At 62.9% G+C, this 18,471-nt stretch carries 13 protein-coding genes; 11 read left to right on the plus strand and 2 right to left on the minus strand.

The window, feature by feature from the left end; genetic code table 11:
* Window positions 1-15 precede the first annotated feature (15 nt).
* The gene (gene allB / locus PW789_RS15365; RefSeq protein WP_299378070.1) at window positions 16-1,344 is read right to left on the minus strand and encodes an allantoinase AllB; all 1,329 of its coding nucleotides are present in this window, start codon (window positions 1,342-1,344) and stop codon (window positions 16-18) included.
* A 67-nt stretch (window positions 1,345-1,411) separates the two neighbouring features.
* On the opposite strand from allB, the gene PW789_RS15370 reads away from it, so the two are divergent.
* The 7 genes from PW789_RS15370 to PW789_RS15400 all read left to right on the plus strand — a co-directional run bounded on the left by PW789_RS15370 (window position 1,412) and on the right by PW789_RS15400 (window position 10,405).
* Window positions 1,412-2,656 (plus strand): Zn-dependent hydrolase, encoded by a 1,245-nt coding sequence (locus PW789_RS15370; RefSeq protein WP_299378072.1) that lies wholly within the window; start codon window positions 1,412-1,414, stop codon window positions 2,654-2,656.
* A 108-nt stretch (window positions 2,657-2,764) separates the two neighbouring features.
* A complete protein-coding gene (locus PW789_RS15375) occupies window positions 2,765-4,102 on the plus strand; it encodes an NAD(P)-dependent oxidoreductase (RefSeq protein WP_299378075.1) in 1,338 nt (445 codons plus the stop codon).
* Complete coding sequence (gene preA / locus PW789_RS15380) at window positions 4,092-5,471, plus strand: NAD-dependent dihydropyrimidine dehydrogenase subunit PreA (protein WP_299378078.1); 1,380 nt, start codon at window positions 4,092-4,094, stop codon at window positions 5,469-5,471. The genes PW789_RS15375 and preA overlap by 11 nt, the downstream gene beginning before the upstream one ends.
* Window positions 5,472-5,502: 31 nt before the next feature.
* Entirely contained in the window at window positions 5,503-6,906 is a 1,404-nt protein-coding gene (gene hydA, locus PW789_RS15385; RefSeq protein ID WP_299378080.1) for a dihydropyrimidinase, read from the plus strand.
* 226 nt (window positions 6,907-7,132) lie between these two features.
* Window positions 7,133-8,569, plus strand: coding sequence for an NCS1 family nucleobase:cation symporter-1 (locus PW789_RS15390; protein ID WP_299378083.1), 1,437 nt, complete (start codon window positions 7,133-7,135; stop codon window positions 8,567-8,569).
* A gap of 159 nt (window positions 8,570-8,728) precedes the next feature.
* A complete protein-coding gene (gene leuB / locus PW789_RS15395; protein ID WP_299378085.1) occupies window positions 8,729-9,835 on the plus strand; it encodes a 3-isopropylmalate dehydrogenase in 1,107 nt (368 codons plus the stop codon).
* Window positions 9,836-10,144: 309 nt separating this feature from the next.
* Window positions 10,145-10,405 (plus strand): hypothetical protein, encoded by a 261-nt coding sequence (locus PW789_RS15400; RefSeq protein ID WP_299378088.1) that lies wholly within the window; start codon window positions 10,145-10,147, stop codon window positions 10,403-10,405.
* A 100-nt stretch (window positions 10,406-10,505) separates the two neighbouring features.
* Here the strand turns inward: PW789_RS15400 and PW789_RS15405 are convergent, their stop codons facing one another.
* On the minus strand, window positions 10,506-11,288 hold the full coding sequence (locus tag PW789_RS15405) for an SDR family NAD(P)-dependent oxidoreductase (protein WP_299378090.1): 783 nt from the start codon (window positions 11,286-11,288) through the stop codon (window positions 10,506-10,508).
* 385 nt (window positions 11,289-11,673) lie between these two features.
* On the opposite strand from PW789_RS15405, the gene PW789_RS15410 reads away from it, so the two are divergent.
* The 4 genes from PW789_RS15410 (at window position 11,674) to PW789_RS15425 (ending at window position 18,452) form a co-directional block, all read left to right on the plus strand.
* Entirely contained in the window at window positions 11,674-13,146 is a 1,473-nt protein-coding gene (locus tag PW789_RS15410) for a CehA/McbA family metallohydrolase (protein WP_299378092.1), read from the plus strand.
* A gap of 103 nt (window positions 13,147-13,249) precedes the next feature.
* Window positions 13,250-14,599 (plus strand): alkaline phosphatase family protein, encoded by a 1,350-nt coding sequence (locus tag PW789_RS15415; RefSeq protein WP_299378094.1) that lies wholly within the window; start codon window positions 13,250-13,252, stop codon window positions 14,597-14,599.
* A gap of 65 nt (window positions 14,600-14,664) precedes the next feature.
* Window positions 14,665-16,206 (plus strand): CoA-acylating methylmalonate-semialdehyde dehydrogenase, encoded by a 1,542-nt coding sequence (locus PW789_RS15420; protein ID WP_299378096.1) that lies wholly within the window; start codon window positions 14,665-14,667, stop codon window positions 16,204-16,206.
* A 413-nt stretch (window positions 16,207-16,619) separates the two neighbouring features.
* Complete coding sequence (locus PW789_RS15425) at window positions 16,620-18,452, plus strand: ABC transporter ATP-binding protein (protein ID WP_299378098.1); 1,833 nt, start codon at window positions 16,620-16,622, stop codon at window positions 18,450-18,452.
* Window positions 18,453-18,471: the final 19 nt, after the last annotated feature.

Here is an 18,471-nt window from a genome sequence, read left to right on the forward strand (position 1 = left end):
GCGCGCTACAGAAAACTACACCTCAACACCCGCAGGGGTTCCATCTCTTGTCACCTCAATGCCGCGCAGAAACGTGTGCTCCACAACGCCATGCAGCCTCTCGCCCAGATACGGTGAAACCGGATGCCGATACACCAGCCGCTCCTTTGTCACTTCGAAGCTCGCCTCCGGATCGAACGCCACCAAGTCCGCATCCATCCCCGCCGCAATCGCGCCCTTTCGCTTATTCAGCCCTGCAAGCCGCGCAGGCGCAGACGACATCCACTCCGTCAGCTTATCCAGCGGAAGCCCCCGCATGCGCATCTCGGTCCACACTACCGAAGCCGCAATCGAAAGACTTGCCACGCCTCCCCACGCCTTCGCAAAGTCGCCCGCAGCCGCCTCCTTCATCGCCGGAGGGCAAGGCGAATGGTCCGTCGCAATCAGATCGATCGTGCCGCGCTGCAATCCCTCCCACAGCCCTTCACGATTGGCTCGCGAACGAATTGGCGGTGCACACTTCTTCAACGTCGCCGACCGCGCAATGTCTTCCGCAGCAAAGTAAAGATAGTGCGGACACGTCTCCACCGTGATCGGCAGACCCTCTGCCCGTGCCGCCTCCAGCTCTTCCAGCGCTCGCATCGTTGCAAGGTGTACCACGTGTACACGGCATCTATGCTCGCGGCATACCGCAATCAACAGGCGGATCGCCTCCAGCTCTGCCTCCTCCGGTCGAGAGCGCAGATACGTCGCATATTCGCACCAGTCCGCATCCTTCAGCGCTGGTGCAGCCGTCGCAATCGGCCCGGGCAGCTCCGCGTGCACCAGCAGCGGCAGTCCCGTTCGCGCAAGAATCGGCGCTGCCTTCCGCAGCCCCTCTTCGCTCAGCATCGTCAGGCCATCGATTCCAGGGTCGACGAGAAAGCTCTTGAATCCCTTTGCACCCGCCGCAGCCAGGCCCTCCAGATGTTCATGGTTGTCATCGGTCAGACCGCCCCACGCCGCCCAGTCCACCATGCACTTTCCCGCCGCCGCCTCGCGTTTGATCGCCAGTGCCGCCGCTGTCGTTGTCTCCGGCAGACAGTTCAGCGGCATATCTACCAGCGTGGTGATGCCGCCTGCGGCGGCTGCACGCGTCGCCGTGGCAAAGCCCTCCCACTCCGTGCGTCCCGGCTCGTTGATGTGAACATGCGTGTCCACAAAGCCAGGCATCAGCACCAGATCGTCGAAGTCGCGCACCACAGCATCCGGAGGAGCCTCCTTCGGCTCCACGACGCCCGCGATCCTGCCGTCCTCAACAATCACTGCGGCCGGCTTCAGCCCCGCCGGTGTCATCACCCTGCCCGAGACAAAGACCTGTACCATGCCTGATATTCCTGCCTCGCGCATCATATGGTCAAGTGAGGACAATACCTCCGAGGAGCCGAGCCCTATGCCCGTGAATCCCAAACGCGTCATCGCCGATCTCGAAGAGCTTCGCTCCCTCACCGCCGACGAGCATGGAGCGCAACGCATCGCCTGGGGTCCCGTCTGGCTCAAAGCGCAGGCATGGTTCGAGACCAAACTCGAAGCCCTCCCCGTGGAACGCCACTACGACGCCGCAGGCAACCTCTGGGTCACCCTGCGCGGCACCTCCGACCGCGCCCTGCTCCTCGGCAGTCACCTCGACTCCGTCCCCAACGGCGGCTGGCTCGACGGCTGCCTCGGCGTGCTCACCGCGCTCGAAGCCCTTCGCGCCATCGTCGAGGATTACAACGGCCGTCCACCCGTCACCATCCGCCTCGTCGACTGGGCCGACGAAGAAGGCGCACGCTTCGGCCGCAGTCTCTTCGGCTCCTCTGCCTTCGCGGGCACGCAGACCATCGCCGCCGACCGCGGACGCACTGATCATGACGGCGACCGTCTCGAGGATGTGCTGCGCGAGTGCGGCTTCGACATCGATCGCATCGGCGATGCAGGCAAAGAGCGCGCTAACGCGGCCGCCTATCTCGAGCTGCACATCGAACAAGGCCCCGTCCTCGAAGAGCTCGGTCTTCCCCTCGGTGTCGTCCTCGGCACCAAAGGCGTCGAACGCCACGCCATCACCTTCCTCGGACAGGAGGCCCACTCCGGCTCTACGCCCATGGCCGTGCGCCGCGATGCTCTTGCAGCGGCGGCAAAGCTGGCGCTCGAGATCCGTCCCATCGCCCGCAAACATCCGGACTCCGTCGCCACCATGGGTAGCGTGAAGACCTTCCCCGGCATCGTCACCGCCGTCGTCGGTCGCTGCGAGGCCACGCTCGATATGAGAGATCTCGATGCAGCTGTCCTCGCGCAGATGTTTGACGAGGCGCAGAGCGCCAGCCAGCGCTTCGCCGAGCAGGAGAACTGCTCCGTTGAGTGGTCGCGCATCTGGAACATCGATCCCATCCCCTTCCATCCCGATCTCATCGAACTCTGCGACCAGGCCATCCGCGAAGTTGCAGGAGTATCGCATCGCCTGCCCTCCGGCCCGTTGCACGACGCCGCAGAGGTCGCGCGCGCAGGCATTCCCACCGTCATGATGTTCGTGCAGTCGCTCAACGGCCTCAGCCACAACAAGGCCGAAGACACAAAACATGAGCACCTTGAACTGGCCGCGCTCGCCTACGCACGTCTTACAGAAAAGATCATGCACTGGATCGCACAGCCGTCGTAGTCCCCGCGTACCTCACAAATCAGCTTCACATCTCGTGGGAATCATGGATAATGAATCTCTCCTGAGCCGTTGAACCAGTAGAGCTGACCCTTTGGACAGAAGGTGCTGATGAGCGAGACGAAGTCTTTCACGCAGCAGGTCGAAACACACTCGGAGATTGCTGCGCGCTTTCAGGACCTCCATCCGCCCTTTGACAGACAGGCTGCCGTTACCGAATCCAACCGCTGCCTCTACTGCTTCGACGCGCCATGCACGGCAGCCTGCCCCACGCATATCGATGTCCCCGCCTTCATCAAGAAGATCGCCAGCGGCAACGTCATGGGCTCGGCTCGCACCATCCTCGACGCCAACATCCTCGGCGCCAGCTGCTCCCGCGCCTGCCCCGTCGATGTCCTCTGCGAAGGCTCCTGCGTCATGCATCGCTACAACAAGCAGCCTATCGAAATCGCAAAGCTGCAGCGCTTCGCGATGGAGTCGCTCTACGACAAGGGCATCCCGCATCCCTTTACCGCCGCGCCCGACACCGGCCTTCGCGTTGCGCTCATCGGCTCCGGCCCCGCATCGCTCGCCTGCGCCGCCGAGCTTCGCCGTCGCGGCATCGCCGCCACCATCTACGAGGCCAGCCCGCTCCCAGGCGGCCTCAACACCTACGGCATCGCCGAGTACAAACTCCCGCTCGCCGAAAGCCTCCGCGAGATCGACATGCTCTCCGACCTTGGCGTCGACTTCCGCTTCAACACCCGCGTCGATGCAGCCATGCTCGCCGAACTCGGCAACACGCACGACGCCGTCTTCCTCGGCATGGGCCTCGGAGCCATCCACAAACTCGGCATCCCCGGCGAACAGCTCCCGGGCGTCACCAACGCGCTCGACTTCATCGCCGGCTACAAGTCCGGCAGCATCCTCACCGCGCCAACGCGTGTCGCGGTGATCGGTGCAGGCAACACCGCGATTGACGCAGCCAATGCCGCCGTCCGCTTAGGTGCAACGGAAGTCTACATGGTCTACCGCCGCGGCCCAGAGAAGATGTCTGCCTTTGCCTTCGAGTACGAGCACGCCCGGCAGGAGGGCGTGAACTTCCTCTGGTACGCGCAGCCATCCGCAATCCTCGGCTCCACACAGGTTGAATCTCTCACCCTCACGCGTCTCTCCGTCACCGAAGATGACTCGCTTGTCCCCCAACGCGACGATACGTTCCCCCTCCCCGTTGACCTCATCATCCTAGCCATCGGCCAGGCCACCCACACCAGCTTCCTCGGCGACACCATCACGCTCGACCGCGGCCGCATCCTCACCGATCGCGCCACCGGACAGACGTCGAACCCGAAGTTCTTCGCCGGCGGTGACTGTACGAACGGCGGCCGCGAGGTCGTCGACGCCGTCGCCGACGGCAAACGCTCCGGCATCGCCATGGCCGCATGGCTGGAGGCAAGCCATGCCCAATAACCCCACCCTCGAGACCACCTTCTGCGGCATCAAATGCCTCAACCCCTTCTGGCTCGCCTCCGCACCGCCCGCCAACTGCGGCGAACAGGTCATGCGCGCCTTCGACGCCGGATGGGGCGGCGCCGTCTGGAAGACCATCGGCGAGCCCATCACCAACGTCAGCTCGCGCTACTCTTCCATCGATTGGGATGGCCGCCGCATGATGGGCCTCAACAACATCGAGCTCATCTCCGACCGCCCTATCGACGTCAACCTCGCTGAGATCGCCGAAGTCAAGCGCCGCTACCCCAGCAACGTCGTCATCGCCTCGCTCATGGTCGAAAGCCGACGCGAGACCTGGCACGATATCGTGCAGCGCGCCGAAGACGCCGGAGCCGACGGCCTCGAACTTAACTTCGGCTGCCCGCACGGCATGAGCGAGCGCGGCATGGGGTCCGCCGTCGGCCAGGTGCCCGAATACGCCGAGCGCATCACCGGCTGGGTCAAAGAGCGCGCCCGCACGCCCGTCATCGTCAAGCTAACGCCCAACATCACTGACATCCGCGCCACCGCCCGCGCTGCCAAACGAGCCGGAGCCGACGCACTCTCCGCCATCAACACCATCAACTCCATCACCGGCATCGACCTCGACACCCTCGAGCCCAACCCCAACGTCGGCGGCCTCAGCTCCCACGGAGGCTACTGCGGCCCGGCCGTCAAGCCCATTGCGCTCAATATGGTGCACCAGGTCATGTCCGATCCGCTCTCCGCTCTGCCGCTCTCCGGCATCGGCGGCATCGGCAACTGGCGCGACGCCGTCGAATTCCTCCTACTCGGTTCCAGCTCCGTGCAGGTCTGCACGGCTGTCATGCACTACGGCTATCGCATTGTTGAAGACATGGCCGACGGCATGCTCCAGTGGATGGCCGAAAAAGGCTACTCCACCATCGACGACTTCCGCGGCCTCTCCCTCCCCAAAGTCCGCGAATGGAAAGACCTCGACCTCAACTACAAGATCGTCGCCCGCATCCACGAAGACCTCTGCATCGGCTGTCAGCTCTGTTACACCGCCTGCTGGGACGGAGCCCATCAGTGCATCCATCTCGATCGCACGCTGCCCGCACCCGACATCACCCGCACCCCCGCACAGGTCACCGCAGAATCCAGCCGCCGCATCGCGATGACACCCATCCCCAAGCTCGATCTCACCGCAACCGCCAGCAACACCGTCACGCCGCTTGAGCGCATCCCGCGCGTCGACGAGCATCACTGCGTCGGCTGCAACCTCTGTTCTCTCGTCTGCCCCGTCGACAACTGCATCACCATGGAGCGCGTCGACACCGGCCTCGCGCCCGAGACCTGGGCTGAACGCACCGCAACGCCCGTCTAAAGCCGCAGTAAAAATCCGAGTAGGGAGCCGCATGGGAACACTGATTCAGAACGGCACCGTCGTCAACGCCGATGGAAGACAGCTCGCAGATGTATTGATCGAAGACGGCAGGATCACGGAAGTCCGCGCAGGCCTCGCCGCCGCCGGTCACATCACGGTCGATGCCACAGGACTCTTCGTCATCCCCGGGGGCATCGACGCGCACACCCACATGGACATGCCCTTCGGCGGCACCGTCTCTGCCGACGACTTCCTCACCGGCACCCGCGCTGCAGCCATCGGCGGTACCACCACCATCGTCGACTTCGCCATTCAGGCCCGAGGCACCCGCATGCGCGATGCCCTCGACATCTGGCGCGGCAAAGCCGAAGGCAAGGCCTGCATCGACTACGGCCTGCACATGATCGTCACCGACCTCGGCTCCGATGCCGGCAAGCAGGGCCTCGCCGACATGGACGACATGGTCCGCGAGGGCGTCGCCAGCTTCAAGCTCTTCATGGCCTACCCCAACGTGCTCATGGTCGACGACGGCACCATCTTCAAGGCTCTGCAGCAGACCTCGAAGAATGGCGCGCTCATCTGCATGCACGCCGAAAACGGCTCCGTCATCGACACCATCGTGCAGCAGACGCTCGCCGAAGGAAAGACCGCGCCCATCTACCACGCGCTCACTCGCCCCACTATCGCCGAGGCCGAAGCCGTCAACCGCTGCATCGCCATGGCCGAGATCGCAGGCACGCCCGTCTACATCGTGCATCTCTCCAGCGAAGACGCACTCAACCAGGTCCGCGAAGCACGCGATCGCGGCCTTCCCGCCTTCGCCGAGACCTGCCCCCAGTACCTCCTGCTCTCCATCGAAGACCAGATGCCCGGCAAGAGCTTCGAAGAGGCCAAGTACGTCTTCACCCCGCCGCTGCGCGAGAAGAAGAACCAGCCCAAACTCTGGGACGGCCTCGTACATGACCACCTGCAGGTCGTCTCCACGGATCACTGCCCCTTCTGCTTCGCCGATCAGAAGCAGCTCGGCAAGGATGACTTTTCGAAGATTCCCAATGGTGGCCCCGGCGTCGAAAACCGCATGCAGCTCATCTTTCATCACGGCGTCAACAGCGGCAAACTCTCGCTCGAGCGCTTCGTCGAGATCACCTCCGCCGCGCCCGCACGCATCTTCGGTATGTATCCGAAGAAGGGCGTCATCGCGAAGAACGCCGACGCCGATATCGTCCTCTGGGACCCCGCCGCCGAGCACCTCATCTCCGCCGAAACCCACAGCATGCGCTGCGACTTCTCCATGTTCGAAGGCTGGAAGGTGAAGGGCAACGCAAAGAAAGTCTTCTCGCGCGGCGAGCTCGTCGTCGACGAAGGCAAGTACATCGCTGCAACCGGCCGCGGCCAATACATCCGTCGCGAAGCTAGAGGCGGAGCCTGGAAATGATTCATCGCCACAGCTCTCAGAAACTCTTTTCCCATCAAGTGTCATTCCGAGCGCAGCGCGCAGCGCGAAGCCGAGGAACCCCCGCATTTTGCCGGAGCCGCCACGGCACTCTCATGAGCAATGTCATTCCGACCGAAGCGCAGCGCAGTGGAGGGACCTGCTTCTCGACCGTTACGTCATCCCAGCCAAAGAATCAGAACTCTTCGTCCCGCCGGAGACCGCATCGATGTCGCTAGGCCCCGACACCATCTATCACGACGTCCCACACGACCCACGCCTCTACAACGAAGACCTCGCGCCCACGCCACCCTCGCGCCGCACCTGGAGCACCTACAACTACATCGCACTCTGGTTCTCCATGTCGATGGAGGTCACCACCTACATGCTCGCCTCGTCGCTCATCGCAGGCGGCATGAACTGGAAGCAGGCCATCGGCACCATCCTCCTCGGCAACCTCATCGTCTTGCTGCCCATGATCCTCAACGCGCATGCCGGATCGAAGTACGGCATCCCGTTTCCTGTCTTCGTGCGCGCTTCGTTCGGCACCCGCGGAGCGAACATCCCGGCCCTCCTCCGTGCGCTCGTCGCCTGCGGGTGGTTCGGCATCCAATCCTGGCTCGGCGGACAGGCCATCTTCGCCATGCTCAACGTGCTTTGGCCGCAGACCTCCGCGCAGCCCGGCGTGCAGTGGATCTGCTTCCTCGGCTTCTGGCTACTAAACATGTTCGTCGTCTGGCGTGGCGTTGAATCCATCCGCTTCCTGCAAAGCTTCTCCGCGCCCTTCATGCTCATCATGTCGCTCACCCTGCTCTTCTGGATGCTGCACAAGGCAGGCGGCTTCGGCCCCATGCTCTCGACGCCCAGCCAGTTCCACTCCACCAGCTCGTTCCTCAAATTCTTCTTCCCCTCGCTCACCGCGATGGTCGGTTATTGGGCGACGCTCTCGCTCAATATTCCGGACTTCACGCGCTATGCGAAGAATCAGGATGCGCAGATCGTCGGCCAGGCATTTGGCCTTCCACTTGCGATGACGCTATACTCCTTCATCGGCATCGCCTGCACCTCTGCCTCCGTCACCATCTTCGGTGAGCCCATCTGGTCGCCCATCACGCTGCTCGGCCGCTTTCATCAGCCCTTCGTCGCCTTCCTTGCGCTCATCGCCCTGCTGGTCGCAACGCTCAACGTCAACATCGGCGCTAATGTCGTCTCCCCGTCGAACGACTTTTCCAACCTCGCGCCGCGCTACATCAGCTTCCGTACAGGTGGTCTCATCACCGGCTTCCTCGGACTCGCCATGATGCCGTGGAAGCTGATGTCGAGCTTCGGCAGCTACATCTTCGGCTGGCTCGTCGGCTACTCCGGCCTGCTTGGTCCGGTCGCCGGCATTATGATCGCCGACTACTTCCTGCTGCGTCGCACGCAGCTCGATACCGACTCGCTCTACCGCCGCGACGGTATCTACGAGTACGCGGGCGGCATCAACTCGCGAGCCATCATTGCACTGGTCGCAGGTGTCGTCGTCGCGCTTATCGGCCTCGTCGTTCCTGCACTGCGCTTCCTCTACGACTACGCCTGGTTCGCTGGATTTTTCCTCGCGGGAGCGGTCTATCTCATGCTGATGAAGGCTATTCCTGTGTCGGTCGCCATCGAATCGCTCGACTGATTACAGCTTCAAAACTTCTCTCTCATCGCCATTCAACAGCGTCAAGCAAGAATGTTCCACGCGGAGCATTTTTGTAATGAAGTACCGCTCCGATTTGCGTCCACCACGCCGGTTGTCGTATGCAGGTAGAGGTTCATAAAGAGAGGAAGCAGCGAAGCGATGAGCGAGTCATTCAGAATTCTGGTGTTACCGGGCGATGGAATCGGCCCGGAGGTGATGGAGCAGGCCGTCCGTGTCTTGAAGCAGATCGAGACGTACGCAGGAGTGAAGTTTGAGCTGGAGTACGCGCTCGCCGGAGGCTGCGCCATCGACGCGCACGGCACGCCCTTGCTCGATGAGACGATGGAGCGCGCACGCGCCTCGCACGCCGTCCTCTTCGGCTCGGTCGGCGGCCCCAAGTGGGAGGGACTAGGGTTTGATCTGCGTCCGGAGATTGCGATTCTGCGTCTACGCAAGGAGCTGAATCTCTTTGCCAATCTACGTCCCGCGACTCTCTTCGACCCGTTGATCGAGGCCAGCACGCTGAAGCCCGAGGTGATCGGTGGACTTGACCTGATGATTGTGCGCGAGTGCGCCGGTGGCCTCTACTTCGGCGAGCCGCGTGGCATCGAGACGACCGCCAGCGGCAAGCGTGGCTACAATACCGAGACCTACTCCACCGAAGAGATTGAGCGCGTCGGACGCGTCGCATTTACGCTCGCACGCGGCCGCCGCAACGAGGTCTGCAGTGTGGAGAAGGCCAATGTCACCGAGAGCGGTCTGGTGTGGCGCGAGGTGATGACGGCGCTGCATGCGCGCGAATTTGCCGACGTAAAGCTGCGCCACATGTATGCCGATAACTGCGCGATGCAGCTGGTGCGTGCGCCCAAGCAGTTCGATGTGATCGTGACCGGCAACATGTTCGGCGACATCCTCTCAGACCTGGCTTCGATGCTGACAGGAAGCCTGGGCATGTTGCCCTCGGCGACGATCGGTGCGACGCAGGCGGAACGGTTCAACCCCGCTGTTTACGAGCCGATTCACGGCTCCGCGCCTGACATTGCGGGCAAGGGGCTGGCCAATCCGATGGCGCAGATTCTGAGTCTAGGGATGATGCTGCGGCTCTCGCTGGGCATGCCGAAGGAGGCAGCCCTGGTGGAGCAGGCGTGCATCGATGCGCTGGCTGCGGGAGCGAGAACGCCCGATCTCGGGGGCACGCTGAACACGACGCAGGTGGGCGATGCGGTGATCGCGCATCTCGAGCGAATAACGGCCGTTCCGGCATAGCAGATTTGCAGGAAGGCGAAGGCGGGGTATATGCTCCAACGCATGAATCGCAGGGCGGTCAGCACGCGCTGGGTGGGGGAGAGCAGGACTTCTTTTGTGCTGCGCCCGATTGCGATTGGAAGCACGCGTGCGCCCATTAGGGGCGGCGGCGCAACGTAGCCTTCGAGAGATCGAACGAAGTTACGAGGCCCGCCACAGCGAAAGCTATGGCGGGTTTTTCATTGTTCATTGTGTGTATGGCGGTGGAGGGGGACGAAAACGATGGTGTGGACGTATCGGGTCACTGCAGCGGCGCGGCCAAGATTGATCATGCGGGTTGCGCAGATCTTCGATCAGCAGCTGGTTGAGATCGACCGGCTTGAAGTGGTGCGGGGACGAGGCACGACGACGCTGCGGGTGGAGATCCGCTGCGATGAGTATCTTGCCCGCAGGATTCACGCCAAGCTGTATCGCATGCCCGACATTCAGCACGCCGCGCTGGCCAACGCCGATGATGATGTTGTGAGCGAAGGGGAGCTGCCGAATCCGAGCGCGCCGGAGAGCTTCGATCCGCTGACGCCACAGCCTTGAGCACGATTTTTTGCGTGCCTGTTTCGCAGCTGTGATGGGTAAAACGTAGAAAGGCCACAGCGTTGTGCTGTGGCCTTTCGTGCGTGTTGTTGCAAACGGTTTACAGCGGTGGCGTAAAGCGTCCGTCGATCGCGGTCCATCCGCCATCGACGATGGTGAGGGTGCCGGTGACGAACGATCCGGCGTCGGAGGCGAGATACACGACGGCGCCAGCCATCTCGTGCGGCTTGGCCCAGCGGCCGAGTGCACTCTTGTTGGCGTAGGCGCTGTACCACTCCTTGTTGGCGGCGATGGGCGCGGTGAGTGGGGTATCGACGACGCCGGGTCCGATGGCGTTGACGCGCACTCCGTGCGGTCCGAGCTCGGCGGCGAGGGTGCGGCACATCTGCAGCACGCCGGCCTTGGTTGCGGCGTAGACGCCCTGGCCAGGCTCGACGACGTGGGCACGGATGCTGGCGAAGGCGATGATGCTGCCCTTGCCGCGTGCCTTCATGTTGCGTCCGGCGGCGGTGATGAGGCGGAAGGTTCCCTTGAGGTTGAGCGTCATGACGCGATCAAACTCTTCTTCGCTCATGTCGAGGAGCTGCTTGCGCACGTTGATGGCGGGGGTGCTGACGAGGACATCGAGATCGTCCAGGCCGGCGAGCGTGGTCTTGACGGCCTCGCCGTCGCGTAGATCGAAGGCGAGAGCTTCGGCGCTGCCGCCGGTGCTCTTGATGGCGTCGACGACCTTTTGCGCGCCTTCGACGTTGAGGTCGCCGCAGATGACGTGCGCTCCATGAGCGGCGAGACCGAGTGCTGCTGCCTCGCCGATACCACTTCCTGCGCCAACGACGAGAGCTTTTTTGCCTGCGAGATCAAAGAGTTTCTTGTAGTCGTACAAAGAGATACGTCCTTTCCAGCTTGAATGAGAGCGACCCGGAACACAGAAGAAACCACCCATGGTTCTTCTCCTCTGCGACCTGCCACTCGGCTCGTTGAGGATCTGTGCGAGACCGTCACTACTCTAAACCGCAGACTAGGGCTTTAGGCAAATCTGGTGTCTGGGAGGAGAATGCTTTGGGGCTGGGGTGAGGCATTGGTCGGAAAGCAGGTCCCTCCACTGCGCGCTTTGCGCTTCGGTCGGGATGACAACGTGGTTTTGTGGCTGGGTGGAGGAGAAGCGGATTCCTCGCCGTTGCGATTTGCAGGGTTGAGAGAGGGGGCTGGTATGCTGCATCGCAAGGCGCTTGCCGCGCCGCCGCAATCCTGACAAGAGGTGTTTCATCATGCGTTTGCTGTCGCACGTCCGTGTGTTTGCTGTCGCTCTGTTGCCCCTGTTTTCGCCTCTGCTGAAGGCGCAGGCGGCTGACCCTTCGCTTGAGATTCAACTGCATGGAACGATTGCGCCGGAGAAGAACGGCACCCACGAGACGCAGAGCTTCGTGATGCCGAAGGGGATCGAGCGCATGGATGTGGAGCTGGATTCACCGGGTTTTGCGAAGGGCATGTACGTGACGGTGGGCATGTGGGACCCGGATCGGTATCGCGGAGAGGGGCGGGCGAAGTTTTCGATTACGACGGTGACGGCGACGGGGCCATACATGCCGGGGCCGTTGGTGGCGGGGACGTGGAAGGTCTCGTTCGGCTTCAACTACGTGGCTCCGGGAGCGCATGGCGAGTACACGCTGAAGATTCATCTCTCGCAGAAGCTGGACCCGGAGCACTACGTGGTGCTGAACGCGAGGCCGGGATGGTACATGGGCGATCTGCACTCGCACACGGGCTACACGGATGCGACGTGCAAGAGCCAGTCGGGCAAGAACGTGCCGTGCCCGGCGTTCCGGTTGTTCGAGGCCGCGGCGCAGCAGAAGCTCGACTTCCTGGCGGTGACGGATCACAACACGCAGGCGCACTTCAACGAGATGGAGCATGTGCAGCCGTACTTCGACAGGCTGCTGCTGATGGCAGGCGAAGAGGTGACGACGACGCGCGGGCACGCGAATGTGTGGGGAACGATGGGGCAGCTGGACTATCGTGCGTGGGAGAAGGGCTTCACGGTGAACGACCTGTTCGACCAGGCGCATGCGCAGGGGGCGCTGGTGAGCGTGAACCACTGGTACTGGCCATGGGACGGCAAATGCCCGGGCTGCGGCTGGGGATGGATGCCGATCACGGACTTCGCGAAGGTGGATTCGATCGAGGTGATCAACGGGTATCACGAGCATGGGTCGTGGTTTACGCCGCCTGCCGGCAACGGAATTCCGCTGTGGGAGAAGCTGCATGCACAGGGGCTGCGGCCCACGGGTGTGGGGGGAGGCGACGAGCATCGCGGCGGCGAGCAGCTGGCGCAGCATGACGGCGTGGGGATTCCGACGACGGTGGTGTATGCGAAGGAGCTGTCGCAGCCGGGGATTCTGGCGGGCATCAAGGCGGGACATGTGTACGTGAAGACGCAGGGGCCGGATGGGCCGGAGCTTCTGCTGAACGCGGGCGATGCGATGATGGGCGACGAGATTGCAGCTTCGGCAGGAAGCGCGGTGGAGTTTGCGGTGTCGACGAACGACGGCTCGGGTGCGGCGCTGAAGGTGTATCTCGACGGCAAGGCGGTGGCGGATCAGCCGGTGCTGGCGGGTGGAAAGGCGAGCTATCGGTGGAGCTCGGACGGCAAGCGGCACTGGGTTCGGGTGGAGCTGGTGGACGGCAAGGAGGGGAGCGACCCCATCGCATTGACGAACCCGATCTACGTGAACTGGCGGTAGGTTACATCGGTATACCGATTGTTGACATTGCGTGATTTTCTGTCTACGCTGAAATCTCTCAAGCTTTCCAGCTCTTTTGCAGGTACTTCCGTCAGGAGACGGCATGATCAGGAGCTTTACGCGGTTTGCAGCGTCGGTGGCGGTTGCCGCCGGAATGTGCGTGTCGGCGCAGGCGAAGGGGCCGGCGACGAAGCAGGTGATCCTGATCTCGGTGGATGGCATGACACCGATGGAGTACACGGACGCCGCGGGTCATGGGCTGAAGATTCCGAACATCTCGGCGCTGAGAGACGCCGGCTGCAGCTCGCCGGGGATGCTGGGGGTGTTTCCGGCGAGCACCTATCCCAGCCACACGGCGATGATTACGGGGCAGCCTCCGGGGGTCCATGGAATCGTAAGCAACACGCCGATCGACCCGATGAACCTGGAGTTCGGCGGCTGGTATTACTACGCGGAGAAGATCAAGACGCCGACGCTGTGGGAGGCGCTGCACGATGCGCACCTGAAGACGGCGGCGGTGTCGTGGCCGGTGACGGTTGGGGCGAAGGTGGACTACCTGTTGCCGGAGTACCGTCCGGTGCGGACGGAAGAAGATGTCGACCTGATGCATGTGCTGTCGACGCCGGGGTTGTTTGCCGAGATGCAGAAGGTGAACACGACGGACCGTCCGATGACGGACGCGTGGCGTACGGATGCGGTGATCGAGATTCTGCGCACGCGGAAGCCCTCGCTGCTGGCGCTGCACCTGAGCGATCTGGACGAGGAGCAGCACAGGTTCGGTCCGCATACACCGCAGACGCATGAGCAGCTGGAGACGATCGACGCGGAGATCGGCAAGATTCGCGCGTTCGTCGAGCAGTCGGGCCGGGCGAAGGAGACGACGTGGATCATCGTCTCGGACCATGGATTTACCGAGGTGGCCAAGCTGTACCAGCCGCTGGTGGCGCTGCGCGAGGCGGGGCTGATCACGACGGACAAGACGGGGCGAGTGACGAGCTGGAAGGTGTACACGCGCAACTCGACAGGATCGTTCTTCCTGGAGGCGAAGGACAGGAACGACCACGAGAGCATCGAGAAGGCGACGAAGATTATCGAAGAGGCCGCGGCCGATCCGGCCAACGGAATTGCGCATGTGTACACGCCGGAGCAGATCAAGGCGATGGGCGGCGATCCGGATGCGTTTCTCGCAGTGGACCCGGTGAAGGGATTCGGCTTCGGCAACAACCTTGCGGGGCCGAAGGTAACGGCGTCAGCGGGTAAGGGCGCTCATGGGTTCAATCCGGAGATGCCGGAGATGCATCCTTCGTTTATTCTGTCGGGCGCGGGGATCGCGGCGTGCAAGTCGCTGGAGGGCGTGACGATCGAGGACGTGGGGCCGACGGCAGCCGCTCTGCTGGGCGCGAAGATTCCGGGCGCGCAGGGCCGCGACGCGCGTACGCTTGAGAAGCATTGAGATGGAGCGGGCCGGAAGGGCTCGCGGCGAAGAGAGATTTCGAGAAGAATCGAGGTTCATACACGATGGCATCCACAGTAGTTGCACCTGAGACGACGGCAGCGGAGACGACGCTGCGCGAGATGACGCACTGGATCAACGGACAGAAGGTCAGCGGCAAGTCCGGCCGCTTCGGCGATGTCTTCAACCCCGCGACGGGCAAGGTGCAGGCGAAGGTTCCGCTGGCCAACAGCGAGGAGCTGAACGCTGCGGTTGCCGCGGCGAAGGCGGCGTTTCCGGCGTGGTCGGCGCAGCCGCCGCTGCGCCGCGCACGCGTGATGTTCCGCTTCCGCGAGCTGTTCGAGCAGAACATGGACAAGTTTGCGGAGATCATCACGTCGGAGCACGGCAAGGTGTTTTCGGACGCCAAGGGCGAGGCGACGCGCGGCCTTGAGGTGGTGGAGTTCGCGACGGGCATTCCGCATCTGCTGAAGGGCGAGTATTCGGAGAAGGTGGGTTCGGACGTCGACAGCTGGTCGATGCGTCAGCCGCTGGGTGTAGTGGCGGGCATTACGCCATTCAACTTTCCGGCGATGGTTCCGATGTGGATGTTCCCGGTGGCGCTGGCCTGCGGCAACACGTTTGTGCTGAAGCCGAGCGAGCGCGATCCCGGCGCCTCGATGCTGATTGCGGAGCTGCTGAAGGAAGCCGGTCTTCCTGACGGCGTCTTCAACGTGGTGCATGGCGACAAGGAGTCGGTGGATGGCCTGCTGGAGCACGCGGATGTGAAGGCGATCAGCTTTGTGGGCTCGACGCCGATTGCGGAGTACGTGTATGCGAAGGGCACCTCGCACGGCAAGCGCGTGCAGGCGCTGGGCGGCGCGAAGAACCACATGATCGTGATGCCGGATGCGGATCTTGACCAGGCAGCGGATGCGCTGGTGGGCGCGGCGTATGGTTCGGCGGGTGAGCGCTGCATGGCAATCTCGATTGCGGTTGCGGTGGGACACGAGACGGCGGACACGCTGCGCACGAAGGTGATGGAGCGCATCGAGAAGCTGGTGATCGCTCCGGGCATGGACAAGACCTCCGACCTGGGACCGCTGGTGACGAAGATTCATCTCGATCGCGTGAGCGGCTATCTCGACACGGGTAAGAGCGAGGGCGCGGAGCTGGTGGTGGATGGACGCAAGGGCGCGCTGCCGCAGGGCGAGGGCTTCTTCCTGGGGGCGACGCTGTTCGACCATGTGAAGCCGGAGATGCGTATCTATAAGGAAGAGATCTTTGGGCCGGTGCTGGGGCTGGTGCGCACGAGCAACTTCAAGACGGCGTTGGAGCTGATCAACGAGCACGAGTTCGGTAACGGCACGTCGATCTTTACGCGCGATGGCGATACGGCGCGTGAGTTTGCCAGCACGGTGCAGGCGGGCATGGTGGGCATCAATGTGCCGATTCCGGTACCGATGGCCTTCCACAGCTTCGGCGGATGGAAGCGTTCGCTGTTCGGCGATCATGCGATCTACGGGCCGGAGGGTGTGCGCTTCTATACGCGCATCAAGACCGTGACGGCGCGTTGGCCTACGGGCATTCGCGCTGGTGTGGATACTACGATGCCCACGCTGGGATAAGTCGCAGACTGCATCGAAGGAAAAATATTTTGCACGCGAAAGGCCCCGGTTTGGGGCCTTTTGCTTTCTGTGAGTTGCATGGTCGCGGCTGCGCGAGTCTGTGTGCGGACGCGATATGGATAACGCGTTCGATGCAAAGAGTGCGTGCTAGAATCGTCTTCACTTCAGCCGAAAGGAAGGACCACGATGATTGATATCAAGATCTGCATGCCTCGACCTATGAGCGCGTCGCGCGTCGCCCTTCCCGGCTTCTTCGCGTAAGCGAACTCCAGCAAGCAATCTGAACGGAATACGTGGCTTCGGGCCACGCGGCCTGCGCTTCGCAGTTTAGACGGCTTGACCCCCATAACTTTTGCGCCCGCTGTTTGCGGGCCTTCCGGTGAGACGGCATTGCCGTCCGCGTGTGAGATGAGATGACTGCCTCAAAGAACAACAATGCGATTCGAGATGTGCTTGCCTTCCTGTTTCGCCACTGGCGACAGGAGAAGGCGATGGTGGCGCTGACGGTGGCGGGAATGGCCGCGGCGACATGCGCCGATCTGGTGATGCCGGTGTACTCCGGGCGGCTGATCGATGCGATTGCATCTGCCGGAGCGTCGCGTGGCGATGCCATGCATGCGGCGCTGCATGCGCTGGTGCTGATGGCGCTGCTGGGCGTGATGCTGGTGTGCGGAAGGCATCTTGGCTTCTTTGCCATCATCCGGCTGACGACGCGGCTGATGACCCGCTTCGCCGGCAATGCCTTCTGGCGCGTGCAGCGGTTTTCGACCGACTGGCATGCAAATAACTTTGCAGGCTCGATCGTTCGCCGCGTGACGCGCGGCATGTGGGCGACGGACCTGATGAACGACACGCTGCTGCTGGCGCTGCTGCCGGCGGTGGTCGTACTGGTTGGGTCGTCGGTGCTGCTGGGATTGCACTGGCCGATGATGGGCGGGATTGTGGCGGCTGGAGCGTTGCTGTATATCACGCTGTCGATTACGCTCTCGCTGCGTTATGTGGCGCCCGCGGCGCGCCTGTCGAATGCGTTGGATACGCGCATCGGAGGCGCGATGGCCGATGCGGTGACGTGCAATCCGGTGGTAAAGGCGTTTGGCGCGGAGAAGCGCGAAGACCTGCGGCTGAGCGAGATCGTGGACAAGTGGAGCCGCAGAACGTTTCGCACATGGACGCGCGGCACACGCAGCGGTACGGTGCAGCTGACGGTGCTGCTGGCGCTGCGCATCACGGTGATCCTGTACGCTCTGCTGCTGTGGTGGCGGGGTCGGGCGACGCCGGGCGATGTGGCGTTTGTGCTGACGAGCTACTTCATCATTCATGGCTACCTGCGCGATATCGGACAGCATGTGGCGAACCTGCAGCGCAGCGTGAACGACATGGAGGAGATGGTCGAGATGGAGTCGCTGCCGCTGGGTATCGTGGACCGCGAGGGCGCGAAGCCGATTCGGGTTCATGGCGGAGACATTCGTTTCGATCGGGTGACGTTCCGGTATGGAGCGCATGCGACGCCGCTGTTCGAGGACTTCTCGCTGCATATACCGGGCGGGCAGCGAGTGGGCCTGGTGGGCCACTCGGGGTCGGGCAAGACGACGTTTGTGAAGCTGCTGCATCGGCTGTACGACATCAACGCCGGGAGCATTCTGGTGGACGGCCAGAACATCGCGAGCGTGATGCAGGATTCACTGCGCGCGCAGATGGCGCTGGTGCCGCAGGAGCCAATCCTGTTCCATCGTTCGCTGGCGGAGAACATTGCATACGGTCGTCCGCACGCTACTCGCGAGCAGATTGAAGAGGCGGCACGGCTGGCGCACGCGGAGGAGTTTATTCTGCGGCAGCCGAAGGGATATGCCACGCTGGTCGGCGAACGCGGGGTGAAGCTCTCAGGCGGTGAGCGGCAGAGGATCGCGCTGGCGCGGGCGTTTCTTGCGGACACCCCGGTGCTGATTCTGGACGAGGCGACGTCGAGCCTGGATTCGGAGTCGGAGGCGCTGATTCAGGAGGCAACGGAGCGGCTGATGGTGGGGCGCACAGCGATCGTGATCGCTCATCGTCTGTCAACGGTCCGGATGCTGGACCGCATTCTTGTCTTCGACCATGGCGAGGTGGTGGAGGAGGGAACGCACGAAGACCTGGTGCGGCGGGAGGACGGCGTGTACAAGCGGCTCTTCGACCGGCAGGCGCTGGGCCTGCTGGTCGGCGATATCGAGGAGCCGCAGGAAGAGGATGCGGTGGAGTCGTTCGATTAGGCTTCACCGCATCGTTCAA

The sequence above is a fragment of the Edaphobacter sp. genome, assembly GCF_028283685.1.
In the GTDB taxonomy this organism is placed as follows: Bacteria; Acidobacteriota; Terriglobia; order Terriglobales; family Acidobacteriaceae; genus Edaphobacter.